Origin of the sequence: Nitrosomonas ureae, assembly GCF_900108305.1 — a bacterium.
In the GTDB taxonomy this organism is placed as follows: Bacteria; Pseudomonadota; Gammaproteobacteria; order Burkholderiales; family Nitrosomonadaceae; genus Nitrosomonas; species Nitrosomonas ureae_B.
The window spans coordinates 24,881-46,100 of sequence record NZ_FNUX01000021.1 but is presented as its reverse complement, the minus strand read 5'-3'; the positions used below and the strand labels follow the sequence as shown (position 1 = coordinate 46,100).

19 protein-coding genes are annotated in these 21,220 nt (G+C 42.9%); 12 read left to right on the top strand and 7 right to left on the bottom strand.

All coding sequences use genetic code 11. The features are described from left to right. The first annotated feature begins 33 nt into the window (after nt 1-33). The 5 genes from C4S39_RS11330 (at nt 34) to C4S39_RS11310 (ending at nt 4,042) form a co-directional block, all read left to right on the top strand. Nucleotides 34-1,482 carry an RNA polymerase factor sigma-54 gene (locus C4S39_RS11330; RefSeq protein WP_103967104.1) on the top strand — a complete coding sequence of 483 codons (1,449 nt, stop codon included), beginning with the start codon at nt 34-36 and terminating at the stop codon, nt 1,480-1,482. Nucleotides 1,483-1,500: 18 nt separating this feature from the next. After that, the gene (gene hpf / locus C4S39_RS11325; protein ID WP_013647966.1) at nt 1,501-1,824 is read left to right on the top strand and encodes a ribosome hibernation-promoting factor, HPF/YfiA family; all 324 of its coding nucleotides are present in this window, start codon (nt 1,501-1,503) and stop codon (nt 1,822-1,824) included. Nucleotides 1,825-1,944: 120 nt separating this feature from the next. Further along, nucleotides 1,945-2,412 (top strand): PTS sugar transporter subunit IIA, encoded by a 468-nt coding sequence (locus C4S39_RS11320; RefSeq protein ID WP_103967103.1) that lies wholly within the window; start codon nt 1,945-1,947, stop codon nt 2,410-2,412. Then, nucleotides 2,399-3,361, top strand: a complete 963-nt coding sequence (gene hprK / locus C4S39_RS11315) for an HPr(Ser) kinase/phosphatase (RefSeq protein ID WP_103967102.1) — start codon at nt 2,399-2,401, stop codon at nt 3,359-3,361. The genes C4S39_RS11320 and hprK overlap by 14 nt, the downstream gene beginning before the upstream one ends. Nucleotides 3,362-3,427: 66 nt before the next feature. Continuing rightward, nucleotides 3,428-4,042 (top strand): flavin prenyltransferase UbiX, encoded by a 615-nt coding sequence (locus C4S39_RS11310; RefSeq protein WP_103967101.1) that lies wholly within the window; start codon nt 3,428-3,430, stop codon nt 4,040-4,042. A 60-nt stretch (nt 4,043-4,102) separates the two neighbouring features. Here the strand turns inward: C4S39_RS11310 and C4S39_RS11305 are convergent, their stop codons facing one another. From C4S39_RS11305 to C4S39_RS11295, 3 genes are all read right to left on the bottom strand, one after another. Then, nucleotides 4,103-4,678, bottom strand: a complete 576-nt coding sequence (locus C4S39_RS11305; protein ID WP_103967112.1) for a 5-formyltetrahydrofolate cyclo-ligase — start codon at nt 4,676-4,678, stop codon at nt 4,103-4,105. Between the two features lie 10 nt (nt 4,679-4,688). Next, nucleotides 4,689-5,909: an A/G-specific adenine glycosylase gene (gene mutY / locus C4S39_RS11300; RefSeq protein ID WP_258039417.1), complete on the bottom strand. Its 1,221-nt coding sequence runs from the start codon at nt 5,907-5,909 to the stop codon at nt 4,689-4,691. Nucleotides 5,910-5,981: 72 nt separating this feature from the next. Further along, complete coding sequence (locus tag C4S39_RS11295) at nt 5,982-6,236, bottom strand: Rho-binding antiterminator (RefSeq protein ID WP_103967100.1); 255 nt, start codon at nt 6,234-6,236, stop codon at nt 5,982-5,984. Between the two features lie 584 nt (nt 6,237-6,820). Between C4S39_RS11295 and C4S39_RS11290 the strand changes: the two genes are divergently transcribed. The 7 genes from C4S39_RS11290 (at nt 6,821) to C4S39_RS11260 (ending at nt 15,503) form a co-directional block, all read left to right on the top strand. Continuing rightward, nucleotides 6,821-7,981 (top strand): response regulator transcription factor, encoded by a 1,161-nt coding sequence (locus C4S39_RS11290; RefSeq protein WP_103967099.1) that lies wholly within the window; start codon nt 6,821-6,823, stop codon nt 7,979-7,981. Nucleotides 7,982-8,306: 325 nt separating this feature from the next. Continuing rightward, nucleotides 8,307-8,648: a YnfA family protein gene (locus C4S39_RS11285; RefSeq protein WP_103967098.1), complete on the top strand. Its 342-nt coding sequence runs from the start codon at nt 8,307-8,309 to the stop codon at nt 8,646-8,648. A 441-nt stretch (nt 8,649-9,089) separates the two neighbouring features. After that, nucleotides 9,090-9,995 carry a glycosyltransferase family 2 protein gene (locus C4S39_RS11280; RefSeq protein ID WP_103967097.1) on the top strand — a complete coding sequence of 302 codons (906 nt, stop codon included), beginning with the start codon at nt 9,090-9,092 and terminating at the stop codon, nt 9,993-9,995. Next, nucleotides 9,992-10,876 (top strand): NAD-dependent epimerase/dehydratase family protein, encoded by an 885-nt coding sequence (locus C4S39_RS11275; RefSeq protein WP_103967096.1) that lies wholly within the window; start codon nt 9,992-9,994, stop codon nt 10,874-10,876. Before C4S39_RS11280 ends, C4S39_RS11275 begins: the two co-directional genes overlap by 4 nt. Nucleotides 10,877-10,950: 74 nt before the next feature. Continuing rightward, the gene (locus C4S39_RS11270; RefSeq protein WP_103967095.1) at nt 10,951-12,735 is read left to right on the top strand and encodes a type I secretion system permease/ATPase; all 1,785 of its coding nucleotides are present in this window, start codon (nt 10,951-10,953) and stop codon (nt 12,733-12,735) included. Between the two features lie 64 nt (nt 12,736-12,799). Further along, complete coding sequence (locus C4S39_RS11265) at nt 12,800-14,158, top strand: HlyD family type I secretion periplasmic adaptor subunit (RefSeq protein ID WP_258039416.1); 1,359 nt, start codon at nt 12,800-12,802, stop codon at nt 14,156-14,158. A 7-nt stretch (nt 14,159-14,165) separates the two neighbouring features. Continuing rightward, nucleotides 14,166-15,503, top strand: a complete 1,338-nt coding sequence (locus tag C4S39_RS11260) for a TolC family outer membrane protein (RefSeq protein WP_103967093.1) — start codon at nt 14,166-14,168, stop codon at nt 15,501-15,503. A 15-nt stretch (nt 15,504-15,518) separates the two neighbouring features. Here the strand turns inward: C4S39_RS11260 and C4S39_RS11255 are convergent, their stop codons facing one another. The 4 genes from C4S39_RS11255 to clpB form a co-directional block, all read right to left on the bottom strand. Next, the gene (locus tag C4S39_RS11255; RefSeq protein ID WP_103967092.1) at nt 15,519-15,992 is read right to left on the bottom strand and encodes a DUF5658 family protein; all 474 of its coding nucleotides are present in this window, start codon (nt 15,990-15,992) and stop codon (nt 15,519-15,521) included. Between the two features lie 444 nt (nt 15,993-16,436). Continuing rightward, nucleotides 16,437-17,582 (bottom strand): outer membrane protein assembly factor BamC, encoded by a 1,146-nt coding sequence (gene bamC / locus C4S39_RS11250; RefSeq protein ID WP_103967091.1) that lies wholly within the window; start codon nt 17,580-17,582, stop codon nt 16,437-16,439. A 10-nt stretch (nt 17,583-17,592) separates the two neighbouring features. Continuing rightward, on the bottom strand, nt 17,593-18,480 hold the full coding sequence (dapA, locus tag C4S39_RS11245) for a 4-hydroxy-tetrahydrodipicolinate synthase (protein WP_103967090.1): 888 nt from the start codon (nt 18,478-18,480) through the stop codon (nt 17,593-17,595). 132 nt (nt 18,481-18,612) lie between these two features. Then, on the bottom strand, nt 18,613-21,201 hold the full coding sequence (gene clpB, locus C4S39_RS11240) for an ATP-dependent chaperone ClpB (protein ID WP_103967089.1): 2,589 nt from the start codon (nt 21,199-21,201) through the stop codon (nt 18,613-18,615). Nucleotides 21,202-21,220: the final 19 nt, after the last annotated feature.

The window sequence follows — 21,220 nt, the reverse complement described above, 5'->3', positions numbered from 1 at the left end:
GCATCATTTAGTAATAGTTGTTTTTTCGGGATTATGAAGCCAACACTCCAACTCAAGCTGACTCAGCAACTGAAGCTAACTCCTCAGTTGCAGCAATCCATCCGGCTGCTGCAGTTATCAACGCTTGAATTGAATCAAGAAATCGAGCGTATTGTGCAGGAGAATCCCTTGTTGGAGCTGCGCGATGACTGGAGTTCATCTGAGGCGCATGATTCATCTGAATCTGTAGAATCTCTCAATTCCGTAGATTCTGAAAGTGCTTCAATTGAAGGGAGCGAATCTGAAGCCGACATTGTATCGGAAGAAAATTTTGAACCGGATTCCGAATGGTTGCAAGAGAATATTTCTACTCATAATACCTTTGAGGATGATGACCGGGAAGCATTGCAGGTTCCTGATAAGCCACTAAGTTTGCGCGAACATTTGAGTTTTCAAGCGTCCTTAAGTCCAATCTCCGAGTATGAAAGAAAAATTATTGGGTTGTTGATTGACAGTTTGAATGACGATGGTTATTTATTGCAGGACTTGGGTGAACTGGTGGATTTGCTACCAGCAGAACTGGGGATTGATTTGCAGGATTTGGAGAGTGCGCTCATGCACTTGCAGCAATATGATCCGCCTGGTGTGGGTGCGCGTGATCTAAAGGAGTGCTTGGTATTGCAGCTGCAAGCATTGCCAGATGAGGTGATCTACCGTGCCCAGGCTATAAAAGTTGTACAAGAATATTTAGAGATTCTGGCATCGCATGATTTTGCGCAAGTCAAAAAGTTATTAAGATGTGATGATCAAACCCTAAAAGCTATCCATAAACTGATTACCCATCTGAATCCTAAGCCTGGCATTCAGTTTAATTCCCAGAGTGAACGCTACATTATTCCTGATATCACAGTTGTAAAAAGAAATGGAGTCTGGTTGGCAAATCTTAATATGAACGCAATTCCACGTCTCAATATTAATCATCTATATGCTAATATATTGAAACAAGAACATCATTCTGCACGTGGTCTAATAAGTCAATTAAATGAAGCGAAATGGCTGATTAAAAATGTTCAGCAACGTTCAAGCACTATCCTTAAAGTTGCTAGTGTAATTGTAGGACGTCAGCAGCAGTTTTTTGAACATGGAGAAGTTGCGATGCGCCCGCTTGTACTAAGAGAGGTTGCAGAAACATTAAATCTGCATGAATCAACAGTATCCCGGGTAACGACACAAAAATTTATGTATACTCCGCAGGGTATTTTTGAGCTTAAATATTTTTTTGGAAGTCATGTTTCCACAGATTCGGGAGGGGCTTGTTCAGCTACGGCCATTCGTGCATTAATCAGGCAATTGATACAGGAAGAGAATTCAAAGAAACCACTCAGCGATAATAAAATTTCAACTATTCTTGAACAACAAGGTATCGTTGTTGCGCGTCGTACCATTGCGAAGTATCGGGAATCGTTACAGATTCCTGCAGCCAATCTTCGTAAATCAATTTAATTCGAATAAAGGAAAAATATGAACCTTAAACTTACTGGTAACCATGTAGAAATTACTGATGCAATGCGAGATTATGTGACCTCAAAAATCAGTAAGGTTACGCGTCATTTTGATCATGTGATTGATGTCAGTGTCATTCTATCGGTAGAAAAGCTTAAGCAGAAAGCTGAAGCAAATGTACATGTGCGCGGTAAAGATATTTTCGTAGAAACCGACAGTGAGGATATGTATGCATCGATAGACAGTTTGGTGGATAAATTGGACCGGCAAATACTCAAACATAAAGAAAAGAATCTTGAGCGTCGAAATCATGGTTCATTGAAAGATCAAGATTTTGGATAATTCGAGCCTTATTCAGGTATCCAGTTTTTCCAGATAGAATTATGTATTTCAGAACACTGTTAATTGCGTTCAAAACATTGCATTTTGTGCTACCGTTTGAATGAAACGACCCTATTTCTCATGAATCAAATTTCACAATTGTTATCCGTTTCAAATGTTATTGTTGATCTAGATGTGACTAGTAAAAAACGTGTTTTTGAGCAAGCTGGATTATTGTTTGAGAATACGAATCAGATTGCTCGCAGTCAGGTTTTTGATAGTTTGTTTGCACGCGAAAAACTTGGTTCAACTGGTCTGGGGCAAGGTGTAGCTATTCCGCACGGGCGTATAAAGGGACTGCGTGAAGCTGTAGCGGCCTTGGTGACGATGAAAGAGGGTGTGCCTTTTGATGCACCTGATGGTCAACCGGTTAATATTGCATGTATTTTACTGGTTCCGGAAAAAGCGACTGACAAGCATTTGCAGATTTTAAGCGAGCTGGCGCAAATGCTTAGTGATAAGTCATTTCGTGAAAGCATCTTACAGTGCAAAGACGCTGCAGCAATTCATAAACTTATTGTTGATTGGGAGCCGGATGTCGCGAATTAGTATTGCTCAACTCTTTGATGATAAAAAAGAAAAGCTTAAGCTGAGCTGGATCGCAGGGCAAAATGGCGGCGCTATTGAATTGAGTGATGAGAAGATTGCGCAATCGGGTCAGGGTATGATTGGTCATTTGAATTTTATTCATCCGGATTGGATTCAGGTAATTAGTATCGATGAGATTCATTATTTAAAAAAACTTGAAGCCGCTTCTCTGGAGAAAAAGATTAATCAACTTACTCAGCAGAGTAACGTGGCTTGTATTATTGTCGCGGATAATGCTGAAGTGCCCGCGCCTATTTTCAATATGGCCAGCACATTTAATATTCCGCTGCTTCATTCTCCTTTTCCCGGTTTGGAGGTGATCTGGCTAATACGTACTTATCTGAGTAGCGTGTTGGCGCCATCCTGTAGTTTGCACGGTGTGTTTTTAGATGTGCTGGGCGTGGGGGTGCTGATAACGGGTGAAAGTGGTGTCGGCAAAAGTGAATTGGCTCTGGAATTGATTAGTCGTGGCCATGGCCTGGTAGCGGATGATGTCGTCGAATTGCGACGCATTGCTCCGGAAACATTGGAAGGCCTCTGTCCTCCAATGTTGAGGGATTATTTGGAAGTGCGTGGATTAGGCATGCTGAATATCCGTACGATTTTCGGTGAAACCGCAGTGCGGCGCCGGAAAAATATGAAATTGATTGTGCATTTGCAAAATAGCGGCGGAGCCGGTTCTGGTTTATTGGAGCGATTGCCGATTAGTGATCTTACTGAAAAAATTATGAATGTTGATATTCCTAAGGTAATTATTCCTGTTGCAGCGGGCCGTAATTTGGCTGTTCTGGTGGAAGCAGCGGTGCGAAATTATGTCTTGCAGTTACGTGGAATAGACGGTACGAAAGAGTTTATCGAACGACATGAACGGGAGATGAGTCACCAATCAGAAGGTAAGGATCCGCATTAGGGTGTTTTTTCTTTGGTTCTTTGTAGTTAGTCTTGAGTGTGGTTTTTCAAATCTACGTAAACTTCGATGAAGAGTCCTTACACGATTACCTTGGCATTGACCGGAGCATCTGGGATGCCGTACGGAATTCGTTTACTCGAGATGTTGTTGCAAAAGGGTAAGCAGGTTAATCTGCTGTACTCAAAAGTGGCACAGATTGTTGCGCAACAGGAGATGAATTTTACGCTGCCTGCCAGTGCCAAGGAAGCAGAAGCTTTTTTTAGCCGTCAATTCCATGCTCAAGATGGACAATTGCGCGTTTTTGGACGTGAAGAATGGTTTGCACCAGTTGCTTCGGGATCAAATCCGGCAGATGCAATGGTTATTTGTCCCTGTACCATGGGAACTTTGGCTGCAATAGCTGCAGGCATGAGTCAGAATTTGATTGAGCGTGCTGCTGATGTTGCGTTAAAGGAAAACCGATTACTCATCATTGTTCCCAGAGAGATGCCATTTTCAGTAATTCATCTGGAGAATATGCTCAAATTGGCACGGGCAGGCACAGTAATTCTGCCGGCTAACCCGGGTTTTTATCATCGCCCGGAAACGATACAGGATATGGTGGATTTTGTTGTTGCCCGAATTCTCGATCATCTGGGAGTCGATCATGCTTTGATTGCCCGTTGGGGAGTGGAAAGATAAGCTTCCATTACTTTACAGAATTATCCATTGGCATTCTGAAGAGAATGCAACGCGTAATAATCAATAATTCCTGGTTTGAAGGCTCCTTGCCTCTGTGATTACATAATGCATCGCGATATCATGCGCTTGTGGATAAGTATTTTCTAATCGTTGTATTTCAAAAGCCACACCAATACTGAGTGGTTGTCGCTGATAACTAGCCAGTGTACGGTCAAAAAAGCCGCCGCCGTAACCTAACCGATAGCCTTGCCGATCAAACCCCACCATGGGTATTATCACGGCATCCGGCCGGACAATTTTGGTGTCTACTGGGATGGGAATACCGTAAGCGCCATTTTTCATCGGTGTATCCATTGACCATTCGCGGAAGCATAGGGGTGTATCCTTGCCGATGATTTCCGGCAGTGCAAGCGTGGCGCTATTCTGGATAAGATATCGGGCTATGGATCGCGGATCGTATTCACCGCGGAATGGGCAATATATACCGATAATCATTTTCTGCGGGTTGGACAGTTTTTGCATAAGATTACCTGAAATTGCCTGACTCCATTCCCAATGTGTTTTTTCTGGAATACTTTCACGGGCTGCGATCAATAGCTCGCGCTGATGTTTTTTCCATTCAAGTAAGTCTTGCACAGCTTCCAAGTTAAATCCTAGAGAAACGCTGATTAATTGGCTGCACGAGCGAATCACTTCGTTGCGCGGTACTCGCGCCTTCGTCTATCTTGTTGATATGTCCCCGTTGCTGCGTTCCTGACGCCTCGTGCTTCATCTCGTTCTCCGAATTAATCAGTGCTTCCTCAGGCGAAGAGTGACAAGACAAAAAAGTTTGCTTAAGCAATTTTCTGACAGGCGCTGGAATACCTTTTGCAAGTGCATTCGATGGTTTGGTCCAAATAAACTTGGGTAGTGCGATCAGCGATTCTGAGGAGGTTACTTGTAATAACTGCGGGTGTATGCGTAATTTGAAATGTGTGAATTGATGGTCTAGCGTTGGCAATCTAATCGATGTTTTTATTTCAATATTTAAATTGTGTTGGCAATGATTGATGATATCTATTCCGACGTCAATTTCAGGCGGACACCATAATCCTCCCCAGATACCTGAGGATGGCCTTTGTTCCAGCAGTATATTCTGTCGTTGCATCAGCAGCAGAAAAATGGTTTCTTTCTGCGGTAATGGTCTGCGAGGTTTTGCGGCAGGGAGCTGATCCACGCAGTTTTCTTTTAGTGCTACACATTCCGACTGCAGCGGGCAAATTTTACACAGTGGAGCACGCCGAGTACAAACGGTAGCGCCTAAATCCATCAACGCTTGAGTATAGGTTTCGATCTTGCCGTTATGATAATGAACGGGTAATGATTCTTCGGCTTTCTTCCATAGCAGATTCTGAGTTTTGTTTTCTCCCGGATAACCGGAAATTCCAAAATAACGTGTAAAGATTCGTTTAACATTGCCATCCAAAATTGCTTCTCGCTGGCCAAAGGAAAAAACTGCTATTGCGGCTGCTGTGGAGCGTCCAATTCCCGGTAAGTTTTGAATAATTTCCCGTGTGCAGGGAAATTGTCCTTGATAATGGTGCATTATTTTGCGAGCTGTTATGTGTAGGTTACGCGCGCGCGAATAATAACCAAGGCCACTCCAGAGACTTAGTACAGTGTCAAGCGAAGCTTGCGCGAGACTGTCAATTGTCGGGAATTTCCGCATGAATCGCGCATAATATGGAATGACCGTGGTGACCTGAGTTTGCTGTAACATAATTTCTGATAGCCAGATTGCGTAAGGGTCACGATCTTTTTGCCATGGTAAATGATGACGGCCATGTTGACCATGCCAGATAATTAAGTGTTCTGCTAGGATTGACATAATGACACGGATAGCTTTCTCCGATAAATTGGAGTATTGGGAGTACTGAAATAAAAGTTCTTTTGTAATCTTCTATTCGAAGATAACTTCACGAAATTTGGCATCAGGGGTTAGTACTTCCATGCTGACGAACTGTGTTAACTCGATTTGCACTCTTGAATCATTATCGATAACCAGACATTCCTGTTTTTCTGGAGAATTGACAATATCAATTGCTGTACCTTCGATTATCAGCTTGTTTTTTAAAACGAGCCTGAGTCGATAGTGATACATACAAGCGACTTCCACAAAATCATGCTGTTCACACGAGATTGCATTCTCAGTCATATTACTAATCCTTTTAGTGGTATTAAGAAATGCATAATATACTCGACTAATTGTAACAATAATAAGGCTTGAATTCTTATCCCAAATAGTACTTTCAGAAAGGGGACATAAAGTTATTGCGTTACATATGGTTATCACTAATTTATATAGATTTATCAGAAAAATATTACAAAATCATTGAAATGGGATTTTTCCCACGTATAGTTCGTTTGTGTGTGAGAAATGGTTGCACATAGATCTGCTCAGTGTAACCAGGATTTATGTTCTCTGACACATCAAGTAAGAAAACAGCCCTAAGGCATTTTTATCCCTCTCAATGCCTTCCGGGCTGTTGATATGCATAAAAATTTTAAGGAAAGATAAGTTGAAGATCAGTTTATTTGTTTATCATTAAAACCTTTGTGCCGACAAGTGGAATTAACATTTCGGATACTGGTTACTTTTTTCTCTCTTATGGAGCATGTGTGTATTAACTATTAGGGTGACAGGCATTTTTCGCTTGCTTGCCCGCTTATACACGCGAGTTTGTCTTTATTGCAAATAAAAAGTTGTAGTGTCATAAAACTCTTTAAAGGCAAAGATCAATGAATAAAAAAATAAAATCAACATTGGAGAGAATTTCTCATAGCAGAGCAGAAGTTCCACGGGTATTAATCCTAATTCATGATTATATTTCGGGTGGGGACCTGGAATATATAGTTAAAGGATGGGAATTCAACATCATCGGCATTTACAATTCAAATAAGGCGGCTTTATTCAGAGTAAAAATTGATAAGCCGGATCTTATTTTGACCGATATGGAGCTGGATGATGACAGCTTGTGTGTAACTCATCAGTTCAACCTATTAATCGGAAACTCCAAGCTTTGTGTTTATTTTACAAGCTATACCACTCAATCAATCATGCAACGCACCATGACATTAGTTTCAGCCTTGGGCAATAGAGTCCAGGAATGTAGTAATGAAAGGAGCTGCCAAAATGCTGAGTCTGACTTTAATCGACATGATGATGGGATCGACAAGTCGTTAAGACTGGCAAAGCTATCTTCCCCAAACCCAATCCGGGTATTGTTAGTCGATGATCAGCAAATAGTACTCTTGGGATTGGAGAAGCTGATCAATAGCCAGAAACCAAAAATGGAAGTTGTTGGATCAGCAGAAAATATTTTTCTTGCCAAGCGGCTGATTATGGAAAAACGGCCAGATGTTTTGATACTCAACATCTATTTGGGTGATATTAACTGTGTGAATCATATTTCTGAATTTGCCAATAACGGGGATACAAAAATCGTAATTTTTTGCAGGACACGCGATCAGGAAGTAATTGACCAGGCAGTACTTTTCGGTGCCAGAGGGATCGTATATCAGAAGGAATCCATCCAAACGATACTTAAAGTGATTAAGAAGGTTCATGACGGAGAATTGTGGTTTGATCGGGAAACGGCCAGCCGTACCTTTCTACAAAACTTCCATATGAGAAAGACAGTTTCTCCTTCTATTAATACCAGGAAGATCAGCGCGCTTACACGTAAGGAATGTGAAATTCTTAAAGTGTTCTCTCAAGCCAATGGTAGTGAGCAAAATAAACAGATTGCAGCTCACTTACAAATGAGTGAATATACATTGCGGAATCACTTGTCCGCAATTTTCAAGAAATTAGGCATAAATAACCGATTTGGCCTTTTCATGTATGCCAGACGGCATTTTCGGCGATCTGGATCCTCTATCAATAAAGTCCTACAGTGATTGAACGTTAAAATCTGCCGGTTCATTTTCAGGACATACAGTTATCCCGCGTGATCTGAATAATCGACCGGATTGCGATTGGTTAGCCTATTCAGAGATTATTATTTCAGTAATCTTTGCTTGGATGCTATGTCAATCTAATTACAAGTACTTCCAGAGCTATTTTAACAACAAGCTTCTAAATCCTGATTTATTCACCAGATAAATATAGTATTGTCTGGCACTATAGCGATCTTTTGATCCATAGCAAGATTTTTGAGATCAAGTTACAATCTTTTCTGCTTGTCATGCTTCAGAAATAATTGCTTTTATTGGGACAGCAGTAATGGAAATCATAAAAACAATGAGCTTATTTATTGTGACCGCTTTGGCGGAGATAATCGGTTGTTATTTACCCTATCTCTGCTTGAAGGAAGGTAAGCCTCTTTGGTTGCTTTTTCCCGCAGTTATCAGCTTAGCATTGTTTGTTTGGTTGCTCACACTTCATCCTCAAGCTGCAGGACGTGTTTATGCTGCATATGGCGGTGTCTATATTTGTGTGGCGCTGATGTGGTTGTGGGGGATAGATGCAGTTCGTCCAGCCATCACTGATTGGATTGGGGTAGGCATTTGTTTGACTGGGGTAATTTTCATTATGTTTGGAACGCAGGTTATTAAGCCTGCCTAGCCTGGTGTCAGATTTTATTGATCTTTTGCTAAAGATTTGCATCAACAATCTCCTATAATGAATTCGATAAAGCAGTCTTCATTTCTTCAAGAAACGCGCTCATTTACCGCAGCGTATTTAGGATCCCAGAAAACGGAATTACCGAGCCGGGGCACGGGTATTATTGCTTCCATATAAAGGGATGCCAGGGCAAAATGTGCGCTAGAGTGCATGAGGTGTTACGAGTACAGGCGTATTGATCCGGGAATACAGAGTCGCGGTTTATTTATCTTGCTCATGAAGTAAGAACAATATACTGTCGGTGGCTAGCTGAAGGCGGTAAAATGATATGAAGTCTCCGCATATTCGTATAGTGAAAAATGCTTTCAAGTCAATTGCCCGGTCAAGAATCCTAGGGCGTTTCTTAATTATAGGACTTAGAGCAACGGGAGTTAAAGTTAATTGAATTTCATCTGCAGCAAACCGGTAACAGCAGTCATCGTCAACTATAATAGCGGTTCGCTTCTGGCAAGTTGTGTTCATGCAGTATTGCAACAGGTTCAGCAAGTTGTTGTGGTTGATAATGCCTCTTCTGATACGAGCTTGACAGAATTGGAAAATAAGCTTTCATCAGAAAAACTGCACATTGTCCGTCTGCATGATAATGTAGGATTCGCGGCGGGTTGCAATGCAGGCCTTAAATTGTCTACTCAATCACTTATTCTTTTCCTGAATCCTGATTGTATCTTGCTGGAAAATTCGATGCAGCGCATGGTTCAGGTAATAGAATCAGATACTCATATTGGTATGGTCGGTGGTTTTCTGGTTAATCCTGATGGCTCCGAACAAGGTGGGGGGCGGAGAGCCATACCTACTCCTTGGCGTGCTTTTGTACGTGCTTTTGGATTGTATCGCCTGGAGAAATTCTGGCCCCATTTGTTTTTTGATTTTCACCTTAATAACAAACCATTGCCCCATGCGCCCATTGAAGTCGAAGCAATTTCTGGTGCATTGATGCTGGTAAAGCGTGCAGCTATCGATGAGGTGGGTCTGTGGGATGAAAATTATTTTTTACACTGCGAGGATTTAGATCTTTGTATGCGGTTCAAGCAAAAGAAATGGAAAATTGTTTTCGTACCGGATGCTCCGGTTGTCCATTTTCAAGGAGCCTGCAGCCACTCCCGGCCTTTCTTTGTTACATGGCATAAGCATAAAGGAATGTTACGTTTTTATCGGAAATTTTTTCAGCGGCAATACCCGAAGATGCTGATGGGATTAGTTTCTTTGGCAGTATGGCTTCGCTTTGGAGTTGCCGTGATGTTTCTTTCTGCGCAATACTGTTACAGATTATTGAAAGTAAAAATATGAATCAACAGCGTGTCGGACTGCTGGGTGCAACCAGCTTGGTTGGCCAATGTTTATTACGCCAATTATTACATAACGATTATCGTATTACCGCTTTCTCACGTCGTTTATTCACAGAAAATCATCCACAAATCACTTGGCGGCAGCTTGATAGGAATGATTATTCCAGTGATCTCACAGAAAACAAAACCATTCCTCTTTGGCTATGCGTTGCTCCCATCTGGATATTACCAGAGCATTTTGATCTCTTATTAGCCTATGGTGCTCGTCGGATTGTTGTATTATCTTCCACCAGTCGTTTCACTAAAAACTCATCTACGGATTCCAGGGAGCGAGAAATCGCAATGCGGCTGATCAAAAGCGAAGAGAGGGTGCAAGCATGGATGACTGCGCATAATATAGAATGGATATTTCTACGGCCAACAATGATTTATGGGTATGGGCAAGATAAAAATATTTCTGAAATAATGCATTTTATTCGTCGGTTTGGATTTTTTCCTCTATTAGGATCAGCTCAGGGCTTACGGCAACCAATTCATGCAGAAGATGTTGCGACCGTATGTTTTAAGGTACTTACCACTTTAAGCTTAGCGAATCGCTCTTATAATTTAGGGGGAGGAGAGGCCTTAACGTACCGTGCACTGGTCAATCGTATTTTTGCGGCATTGCATCAACCGCAGCGTATAGTGACAATACCGCTGTGGCTTTTTCAGAGCGCTACATGGGGGATTCGATGGCTACCCCGTTATCGTCATTGGACGTTAGCGATGGCCGAACGAATGAATCAGAATCTAAATTTTGATTGCTCGGACTTACAACGGGATCTGAATTTTTTTCCTAGAGCATTTGAGTTGACTGCAAAAGATTTGCCTGGTCAAGAATGATCATCAACAATTATAATTAATTCAATAAATTGCATATTTGTAATCGGGTAACACTAAATCATGGCGTTATATAGATGAAATTCAAATTTCGAGCTCCTCAAAATGAGGTTGCACAAGTACTGGTGAGCTTTAAGAAAGCTTTTAGAAACATTGGGGTTTTCAGTGCGGTCATTAATATGCTCATGCTTATGCCGGCCATTTACATGCTGCAGCTTTATGACAGTGTTCTTACCAGCCGCAACGAAACAACTTTGTTGATGCTAACGTTGATTATGCTAGGTGCTTATATTTTTATGGGCGCATTAGAATATATACGCAGTTTTGTATTAATCCGGGTCGGTGCGCAGCTCGATATGAAGTTGAATAAACGTGTCTATACCGCCGCTTTTGAAGAAAGCTTGAAGCAGGGTGATGGCAATGCTGGGCAAGCTTTGAAAGATTTAACGAATTTACGGCAATTTCTAACGGGTAATGCCTTATTCGCTTTTTTTGATGCGCCGTGGTTTCCAATTTATTTGTTCGTGATATTTATGTTCCATCCCGGCTTGGGGATTTTTGCATTATGCGGTACGGCTATATTAATCGCACTTGCCTACATTAATGAAAAAATATCACACAAGCCTTTGGCCGAGGCCAATTCAATGGCTGTAGCGTCTACCAATGTGGCATCAAATAATTTACGTAATGCCGAAGTAATCGAGGCTATGGGCATGCTGCCCAATATACAATCCCGTTGGTATAAATTACACAGTCGTTTTCTTAATTTACAGGCCGAAGCCAGTGAAAAGGCAGGTGTTATGACTGCATTGTCTAAATCTTTCACTGTAGCATTGCAGTCACTCATGTTGGGATTAGGTGCGTTATTGGTTTTGGAGAATAGTATTACTCCCGGAATGATGATCGCAGGTTCGATACTATTGGGTCGAGCCATCGCACCGGTTCAGTTATTAATCAGCGTGTGGAAGCAAATAGGAAGTACGCGCAGCGCTTATGAGCGCCTTACTCAATTACTTGAACATAATCCGGCGCGTGAAGCGGGGATGGCATTGCCGAAGCCAGTAGGTATCATTAGCGTAGAAAGTGTTACTGCAGCTCCGCCTGGTGGAAAGGTTCCTGTTATTAAAGGGCTTTCATTCTCTCTGAGTGCCGGCGAGGTTCTCGGAATTATCGGCCCCAGTGGATCTGGGAAATCCACGCTGGCCCGATTATTGGTCGGCATATGGCCAGCTGCTGCGGGAAAAGTAAGATTGGATGGCGCGGATGTTTATCTTTGGAATAAAGATGAATTGGGCCCGCACATCGGGTATTTACCTCAAGATATTGAGCTATTTGCAGGCACGGTCTCAGAAAATATTGCGCGTTTTGGAGAAATTCACGCCGAGAAGGTTATTCTCGCCTCTAAACGAGCAGGCGTTCATGAGATGATTCTGAATATGCCTGAAGGTTACGATACAGTGCTGGGTGGTGGTGGCGCGGGACTTTCCGGCGGACAAAAACAACGCATTGGTTTAGCGCGTGCAATGTATGATGATCCATCATTGATCGTTCTGGATGAGCCAAATTCAAATCTGGATGACGTAGGTGAACAAGCGCTTCTGGCTGCCATTATTGATTTGCGTAAACGTGGAAAAACCATTGTCTTGATTACACACCGAACCAGTATTCTTGGTGCGACCAGCAAGCTATTACTATTGCAAGATGGCATGGTGAAAATGTTTGGTCCAACCAAGGAAGTGATCGAGGCCTTGACAAAACAACAGCAAACTCAACAGGCATTACTGGCGCAAAAGAGAGCTGAAAATCAGACTGCCAACCAAGGCTCTCAGACTGCTGATGTAGCTGATACGAAAACTAGCTAAATGAAAGGTGTCGCTCCGTTCTATCACATATTGAGAACAATATTTCGATCAACGAATAGGAATAATGATGAAGCTTGTTGCTGAAGAAAAAGAATCAATTATTGAGAGTGTTCCAATGGTTGATCTGTCTACCCAAGTCAAAACAGATGAAACAACTTATACCAAACTTGGCTGGTGGATTGTTTTGGCAGGGTTTTGCGGATTCATTCTGTGGTCATCTATCGCTCCTTTGGATAAAGGAGTGCCCGTTATGGGGACAGTAACTGTAGCGAGTCATCTTCAGGCAGTGCAGCATCAGACTGGGGGTATCATTGATGATATTCTGATCAAGGAAGGTGATCATGTAAAGCAGGGACAGATCCTGGTACACATGAATGACGTTCAAATCAAAGCTCAAGCCGAAATAACCCGCAGTCAACTTTATGCGGCGCGTGCGATTGAAGCCAGGTTATTGGCCGAACGTGACGGAGCGAGTGAAATCACCTTTCCAAAAGAATTGCTTGCAGCGCAGAATGATTCGCGTATTACAAATAATATCAGCATTCAGAATCAGCTATTCTCATCGCGTAAACTTGCTTTACAGCATGAGATTGCTGCAATTGATGAAAGTACTGCCGGGTTGAAATTACAGTTGCGGGGATTGGAAGCATCAAGAGGCAGTAAAAACCAGCAACTCAAGTTCCTTGAAGAACAACTCTTCAGTTTACGTGATCTAGCAATGGATGGCTTTGTTCCCCACAATCGCGTTTTGGAACTTGAGCGAAGCTATACGCAACTTACAGGAGAAATTTCTTCCGATATTGGGAATATTGGACGTACGCAACGCCAGATTACAGAATTTGAACAACGCCGTATTCACCGGTTGCAGGAATATCAGAAAGAAGTTCGGCAGGCGCTATCCGATGTGCAGCGCGAAGCTGAGGTTTTAAGCAGCCGCTTAATCGGACAGGATTTTGAACTGGCAAACGTAGAAGTTAAAGCTCCCGTAGACGGTATTGTTGTCGGTATGAATGTGTTTACAAAAGGAGGGGTAATCAGTCCAGGATTCAAATTGATGGATATCGTTCCAAGCGATGATATGCTGATCATTACAGGCCAGGTACCTGTGCATTTAATTGACAAAATTCATGTTGACCTTCCAGTGGATCTGATTTTTTCTGCGCTGAATCAAAAGAAAACCCCCAATATTCCTGGTATCGTTACCCAGGTATCAGCAGACCGCCTTGTTGATGAGCAAAGCGGATTTCCATTTTACAGTATTAAAGCTAAGGTAACGCCAGAAGGTATGAGACAATTGACCGATGAACAAATACGAGCGGGCATGCCGGTAGAAATATTCATTAAGACAGGCGAGCGTTCGCTTATGAATTATTTATTTAAACCCATTCTTGATCGTGTGCATTCATCTCTAAGCGAAGAGTAGTTGTGCGATGATTACTTTTTATTCCAAGGCCGTAATAATCGTTTTTTTACTTTTCATTGATGTAACTAATTTCGCTCGTGCTATGAATCTCCTGGATGCTTATGAAGCAGCATTGCAGCACGACCCCATCTATCGTTCCGCGTTGCACGAAAATGAAGCGGGACAGCAGGCAGAAATCATAGGGCGTGCCAGTCTTTTGCCTAGCTTGACTGTAACGCATGCCCAAAACAAGAATTCAGGTACATTGGATACCGGTAATGGTACTCAACCGCTGAATTTTGATGGGCAAGTGAGTACGTTAACTTTGCGCCAACCCTTATTCAATCTTGAAGCAATAGCTGGATATCAGCAAGGAAAAGCCAGAGCTGATTCTAGCCGTGCAAAATTTCTTGGGCATGGTCAGCAGCTTCTCGTTCGAGTTGTAGAAGCTTATGTCGAAACTTTGCTAGCACAAGATCGTGTAAGAATTGCCGAAACAGAGCTTGCAGCCCTTGAAGAACTGAAACGTGTCAATGAACGCATGTTGCAAAAAGGAGAAGGAACGACTACCGATGTTTTGGAAACACAATCTAAGCACGCATTAGCACAAGCGAAAATAATTGAAGCAAAAGATGAGTTGGAAATTGCACAACTTAAGCTGGAAGCATTGATAGGGCAGAAAATAACACAACTGGTCCGTTTAGATGATACTTTCAGTTCTCATACAATACAGCTTCCGGATGGCTATGACACGTGGCAGGCTTTGGCGCTTGAGCAGAACGCTGAATTGGTTACGCAACGTCATAATGTGGTTTCCGGGAAGGAAGAAATCAAGAAAAATCACGCCGGTCATTTACCTCGAGTTGATTTGGTTGCCAGTTTACAAAAGAATAAAAGGGGGTCTTTTGTTACGCAAGGCCTGGATGCAGAATTCGGAACAATTGGAATTGAAGTTAATATGCCCATATATTCAGGAGGGCGCGTAAATGCTCTAACTACACAAGCAGTTGCAAACCACGCGCGCGCTGAGGCTGAGCTAGACGCAGCGACTGATAAAGTTTTGGTTGAGTTACGTAAGCAATATAATCTGTTAATCAGTAGCGTCAAAAGGATTGAATCCTTGGAACTGGCAGTAAAATCAGCAGAGTTGCTTGTGGAAGCCACGCAGAAAAGTATTCGTGGCGGTGTTCGTATTAATTTAAATCTTTTGGACGCTCAACAGCAATTACACACATCCCGGCGTGATCTTGCTCAGGCACGATATAACTACATGCTGGCTTATCTTCGATTGCAGCTAGCTGCCGGTACATTAGCATTTGATGACTTGAGGAAAGTCGCTAGTTACTTCACATCGTACCGGAATTAATTTAATTGATATGAATCAGTAAAAGCCCGCAAGATTCAATAAGTACAACTCATAACCAATCAATACAGTATAACCGGAAAGAATCAAATATTTGATGTGCCACACGCGTATTTTTTCGGTTAACCGTACATTATGGTGAATGATAAGCAATATCAGCGCCATCGATGTTAGTGCCAGCTTAAAACTGACAAATTTTTGTGCGCTATCTTCAATCAGTTGTGCCATAACCCAATTCAGTTCTTCTCCACCTCTGGCTAGAATATTGAGTGTAAAAAAAGCATCTAATACACCCAATAACAAAATAGCCACTGTACAAAGCATCAGATGCCCGGCATAGCGATCTACATATTCCGGTTTTCCTTTCTCAGGAATTCTACGTTCGCCTAATCTTCTGCCGGTTTTAATTCCCATGTGATAGATGCAAAAGAAGGGCATAACTTGACGACGGTTCTGGTTTCTCATGTTTGGAATTGAGATTACTTGGGTCATGAAATGCTCCTTCCGTTTTGCTGTAAATAATAGAGAAGTTTCTTTGTTTGCGTAAGATAGCAGTTAATTTTACTTTTTTCTATAGATTTCAGTGTGGATTGTAATTTTTCAATTTATATCAATTTGTTAGGGAGATGTAAAATGAAATTGAAGAGTGTGTATTTTAAGTGAGAAGGAAATCTGAACATAAGGGTTTTGAATGGCTTAATTGACGAGATACAGCGATGGATTGGATGAAGCAAAACTGGAGACGGCAGTTCTAATTAAAACGTTCCTGAAAGAATACACCTAAAATCGTATTTTCGGTTTCAATGCCGGGAAGGGTGAATGCTTTTAGCATCCCGATGGATGTATTTCTTTGACAATTCCCGGTATAGCAATTAACGCAGATCCTGGCAGAAAGAAGCATTCAGCGAGCATATTCCTTTAGGGGATCAAGGTGTCTTATTTTAACTGCTCATGCAATAGTTTCAGGATACGACTGGATGTGGCAGAGCTTACCGCTGATCCATCATCATTTAAGAAGGTTACTTTGCATGTATTGGCTCCAGTATTATGAACCTTAATACGGAACTTTGCCGCTTTGGCTGCCTCCTTGTCATCACTGCGCCAGAACATTATGTTTGACAAAATGCCTTTATCGTCGCCTTTCTTCTTACTATCGATATCGGGATTAACATAACGTACAAAATAAATGCCTTCTTCACGATTGCGATCTTCAACGGTAAAGCCGATCCTATCAAGTGCCAAACCAACACGTCGCCAGGATCGGTCGAATGCTTCGTTAATAACAAGAGTTGTTCCTTCTTGATCGATATAAGCGCGTTCAGCAGAAGTATTATTTTTGCCGGTGGCTAATTCCAGCTTGGCTTTTTGCTCCTCAACGCCGAAGCGCATCATTAAACGCGAGAGCATTTCAGCTTCCAAGTCAGGGTCTGCTGGGCGCGGTTGCCAGATGGTGCGATTCAGAGGGCCACCTTCCATGACTTCGATCATGCCGCGATGGCTGATATACACTTCCGTATTCCCTGTCTCGTTTCGCTCCAGGCGGGTACGAAATTTATCGCGCTCAGCAGTGGAATAAATGCTGTCGAGAACGGTGGAGAGTAAAGTGCGTACAATATCTTGTGGAATCTTGGCTCGATTCTCAGCCCAATCCGTTTCCATAATTCCAGCTTCAGGAACTTCTGTTTTGATCAGAAAACCAAGTTCTTGCCAAAATTCTTTAATTATCGGCCATACAGTTTCAGGTTTTTGAGGAATAACTAACCAGCGCTGTGTTCCTGAACGCTCAATATGCACATTCTGAAAGGATGATGACGGCAATAAAGACGATGAGCCGGTATTTTGCTGTCCTCCCCGCTCACTGCTATAACTGGAAAACGTTGTACTTCCAGGTGCACTCAGCTCCGGAATGGAGTAGCGCTCATCAATGTCAGGCTGAACCAAGTCAGGAGGTACATCCAGGGCGGGTACCTTGCCGGCGGACTTATAATCGATATTCTTGGTTTCAGGAAACATAGCGCAACCTGTGTTTGCCATCAAAAACAGTAGTATCAGGCGCGACAAGATTATTTTTCGCCACTTCATGGTTGATGTTTTACCTTTTTAAGTCGTGGATATCCGCTAATTGCATCGCTTCGCGTATAAGTTCATGGTATTGAGCGGATAATGGTGTTAGTGGCAAACGGATCCCGGAATGTATTAAACCCATTTGTGTAACGGCCCATTTCACGGGAATAGGATTGGCTTCGATAAATAAATCCGTATGTAAGCGCAGAAGTTTATTATTTAAAGATATTGCCGTATTTATTTCACCCGAAAGCGCAGCCATGCACATTTTATGCATCATTTTGGGGGCCACATTTGCGGTAACTGAAATAACACCATGTCCCCCTAACAGTAATAATGCCAATGCGCTAATATCATCTCCACTGTAAATACAAAATTCGGAAGGCGCACGCAGCAAGAGATCACAACCTCGCCCAATATTGCCTGTTGCATCTTTAATACCGACAATATTAGGAACCTGTGCCAAACGAAGTGCGGTATCGTTATGAATATCAGCAACGGTCCTTCCAGGGACATTATATAGAATATGCGGAATATCAACAGCTTCAGCAATTGTTTTGAAGTGCTGGTATAACCCTTCTTGGGTGGGTTTGTTGTAATAAGGAGCGACTGAGAGACACGCATCCACACCTGAATTCCTGGCAAAAATGGATAGATCAATAGCTTCGCGCGTCGAGTTTGCACCGGTTCCTGCAATTACCGGTATGCGTCCTGCGACATGATCGACCGCCATGCGCATTAACAGATGATGCTCATCAAAATCCACTGTTGGAGATTCACCTGTGGTGCCAACTACCACAACGCCATCAGTACCCTGATTTATATGAAAATCTAAAAGAGAGCGGAAGCGATCCAGATCTAACCCGCCCTCTTCATCCATGGGAGTGACGATAGCAACCAAGCTACCTTTGAACATGACGATCTATCCAATAAAAAAAGTCTTATTTTACCTCAAACTAATATTCATTATTGAGTTTCGCTATGGGCTTCAGCATATTTTGTCTTTGCCGCATGCATGACGAATAGGATCCATTGACATACGGGAAGATTATTCCTGCTTTTTGCTAAAGTTGATCATGCCATTGCTGTAGTCGACTTGGATGATATCTTTTGCAACAAATTTCCCTTCCAGAATTTCTTTGGCCAGAGGATTTTCAATTTGTGTTTGGATAGCTCGTTTTAAAGGACGTGCACCAAATACCGGATCGAATCCTGCTTGAGAAAGGGCTGTGAGTGCTGCTTCACTGACTACCAGATGCATTTCCAGTTTGGCTAATCTTGCTTCAAGGTAATGCAACTGTATCCGCGCAATCGAGTGGATGTGTTTTTCACCTAAAGCATGGAACACAACGACTTCATCGATGCGATTAATAAACTCGGGACGGAAGTATATCTTCACTTCATTCATGACGGCCTGCTTGATGGCTTGGTAATCATTTCCTGACATTTCCTGAATCATCTGAGACCCCAAATTGGATGTCATGACGATCACTGTATTTTTGAAATCGACAGTGCGTCCCTGGCCATCCGTCATTCGCCCATCGTCCAGAACTTGCAGCAAAACATTAAATACATCCGGATGCGCTTTCTCAACTTCATCCAGCAGAATAACCGAATAAGGTTTTCTGCGCACGAGCTCGGTTAAGTAACCGCCTTCTTCATAACCGACATAGCCCGGTGGAGCGCCAATCAGTCGTGCGACAGAATGTTTTTCCATGAATTCAGACATGTCGACGCGGATTAGATGGTCCTCGGAATCAAACAGAAAACCGGCTAGCGCTTTGCATAGTTCAGTTTTTCCTACCCCGGTTGGACCCAGAAACAAGAACGATCCATAAGGGCGATTGGGATCTGCCAACCCGGCGCGGGAACGCCGGATTGCATCCGAAACCAGGCGTACGGCTTCATCCTGACCGACAACTCGATCATGGAGTTTTTGTTCCATCAGAAGCAGTTTTTCCCGTTCACCTTGCATCATTTTCGATACAGGAATACCAGTGGCGCGCGATACAACTTCTGCAATTTCTTCAGTACCTACTTGAGTCCGTAGCAGTTTAGGTGCGGGCGCAGAATTTGATTCATTTCCTGCCGTCTGCTGCAATTGTGCTTCCAGTTGCGGTAGACGACCATATTGCAATTCTGAAACTTTTTGCCAATCTCCTTTACGAGTTGCTGCTTCTATTTCCAGCTTGAGTTTCTCCATTGCTTCCTTGATTTGCTGGGAACCGTGTACCTGAAATTTCTCAGCTTTCCAGATCTCGGCTAAATCGTCATATTCGCGTTCTTTCTGCTTGATTTCCTCTTCCAATAATTGAAGACGTTTTTGTGATGCTTCATCTTTTTCCTTTTTAATCGCTTCACGTTCAATTTTAAGCTGTATCAAGCGCCGATCCAGTTTATCCAATATCTCCGGTTTAGAATCAATTTCCATGCGAATTCTTGCCGCAGCTTCATCTATCAGATCAATGGCTTTGTCAGGCAGGAAACGGTCGGTAATGTACCGATTGGATAATTCCGCAGCAGCGACAATGGCGGGATCGGTAATGTCTACACCATGATGTACTTCATATTTTTCCTGTAAGCCGCGCAATATTGCAATGGTGGCTTCCACAGTGGGTTCTTCTACGAGGACTTTCTGAAAGCGCCGTTCCAGCGCAGCATCTTTCTCAATGTACTTACGATATTCATCGAGTGTTGTTGCGCCAACGCAATGTAATTCTCCGCGTGCTAAGGCTGGCTTCAACATATTGCCCGCATCCATTGCGCCTTCCGCCTTGCCGGCACCTACCATGGTATGCAGTTCATCAATGAATACAATGGTTTTTCCTTCGTCTTGTGCCAATTCTTTCAGTACGGATTTGAGGCGTTCTTCAAATTCACCGCGGTATTTTGCGCCTGCCAGTAACGCTGCCATATCCAGAGCCAGAACACGTTTGTCTTTCAAACTTTCGGGCACTTCTCCATTGATGATGCGTTGTGCCAAACCTTCAACAATCGCGGTTTTACCCACGCCCGGTTCGCCAATCAGAACGGGGTTATTTTTGGTACGTCGCTGCAACACCTGGATTGCCCGGCGGATCTCATCATCACGCCCTATAACCGGATCCAGTTTGCCCTGGCGCGCACGTTCAGTAAGATCCAAGGTGTATTTTTTCAATGCTTCACGGCTACCTTCAGCTTCAGCGCTACCAACCTGCTCGCCCCCCCGTATCGCATTAATCGCTTTTTCCAAAGCTGCGGTGTTGGCGCCATACTGTTTTAACAATGCGCCCATTTCGCCTTTATCTTGCAAGATGGCCAAAAGAAACATTTCAGAGGCAATAAACTGATCATTGCGTTTTTGCGCTTCTTTATCAGCTACGTTGAGCAGATTATTCAAGCCACGGGAAATCGTCACCTCACCACCCGAATTCTCAACCTTCGGCAAGCGGTGAATACTTTGCTTGATACTTTCCAGCAAGGGAACGGTATTAACGCCAGAGCGTTGCAATAGAGACAACGTGCTGCCATCCTCCTGTTGCAATAATGCCAGTAACAAGTGTTGTGGTTCTATGGTTGGGTTGTCCTGGCCGACAGCAATGCTTTGCGCATCAGCAAATGCTTGTTGGAATTTGGTGGTCAGTTTGTCAAAACGCATGAAATTCTCCTATCATAGG

Excerpts from the sequence above, each read along its gene's own strand:
- C4S39_RS11330 (WP_103967104.1), top strand. The coding sequence starts at position 34 with ATGAAGCCAACACTCCAACTCAAGCTGACTCAGCAACTGAAGCTAACT.
- hpf (WP_013647966.1), top strand. The coding sequence starts at position 1,501 with ATGAACCTTAAACTTACTGGTAACCATGTAGAAATTACTGATGCAATG.
- C4S39_RS11320 (WP_103967103.1), top strand. The coding sequence starts at position 1,945 with ATGAATCAAATTTCACAATTGTTATCCGTTTCAAATGTTATTGTTGAT.
- hprK (WP_103967102.1), top strand. The coding sequence starts at position 2,399 with ATGTCGCGAATTAGTATTGCTCAACTCTTTGATGATAAAAAAGAAAAG.
- C4S39_RS11310 (WP_103967101.1), top strand. The coding sequence starts at position 3,428 with ATGAAGAGTCCTTACACGATTACCTTGGCATTGACCGGAGCATCTGGG.
- mutY (WP_258039417.1), bottom strand. The coding sequence starts at position 5,909 with ATGTCAATCCTAGCAGAACACTTAATTATCTGGCATGGTCAACATGGC.
- C4S39_RS11295 (WP_103967100.1), bottom strand. The coding sequence starts at position 6,236 with ATGACTGAGAATGCAATCTCGTGTGAACAGCATGATTTTGTGGAAGTC.
- C4S39_RS11290 (WP_103967099.1), top strand. The coding sequence starts at position 6,821 with ATGAATAAAAAAATAAAATCAACATTGGAGAGAATTTCTCATAGCAGA.
- C4S39_RS11285 (WP_103967098.1), top strand. The coding sequence starts at position 8,307 with ATGGAAATCATAAAAACAATGAGCTTATTTATTGTGACCGCTTTGGCG.
- C4S39_RS11275 (WP_103967096.1), top strand. The coding sequence starts at position 9,992 with ATGAATCAACAGCGTGTCGGACTGCTGGGTGCAACCAGCTTGGTTGGC.
- C4S39_RS11270 (WP_103967095.1), top strand. The coding sequence starts at position 10,951 with ATGAAATTCAAATTTCGAGCTCCTCAAAATGAGGTTGCACAAGTACTG.
- C4S39_RS11265 (WP_258039416.1), top strand. The coding sequence starts at position 12,800 with ATGATGAAGCTTGTTGCTGAAGAAAAAGAATCAATTATTGAGAGTGTT.
- C4S39_RS11260 (WP_103967093.1), top strand. The coding sequence starts at position 14,166 with ATGATTACTTTTTATTCCAAGGCCGTAATAATCGTTTTTTTACTTTTC.
- C4S39_RS11255 (WP_103967092.1), bottom strand. The coding sequence starts at position 15,992 with ATGACCCAAGTAATCTCAATTCCAAACATGAGAAACCAGAACCGTCGT.
- bamC (WP_103967091.1), bottom strand. The coding sequence starts at position 17,582 with ATGAAGTGGCGAAAAATAATCTTGTCGCGCCTGATACTACTGTTTTTG.
- dapA (WP_103967090.1), bottom strand. The coding sequence starts at position 18,480 with ATGTTCAAAGGTAGCTTGGTTGCTATCGTCACTCCCATGGATGAAGAG.
- clpB (WP_103967089.1), bottom strand. The coding sequence starts at position 21,201 with ATGCGTTTTGACAAACTGACCACCAAATTCCAACAAGCATTTGCTGAT.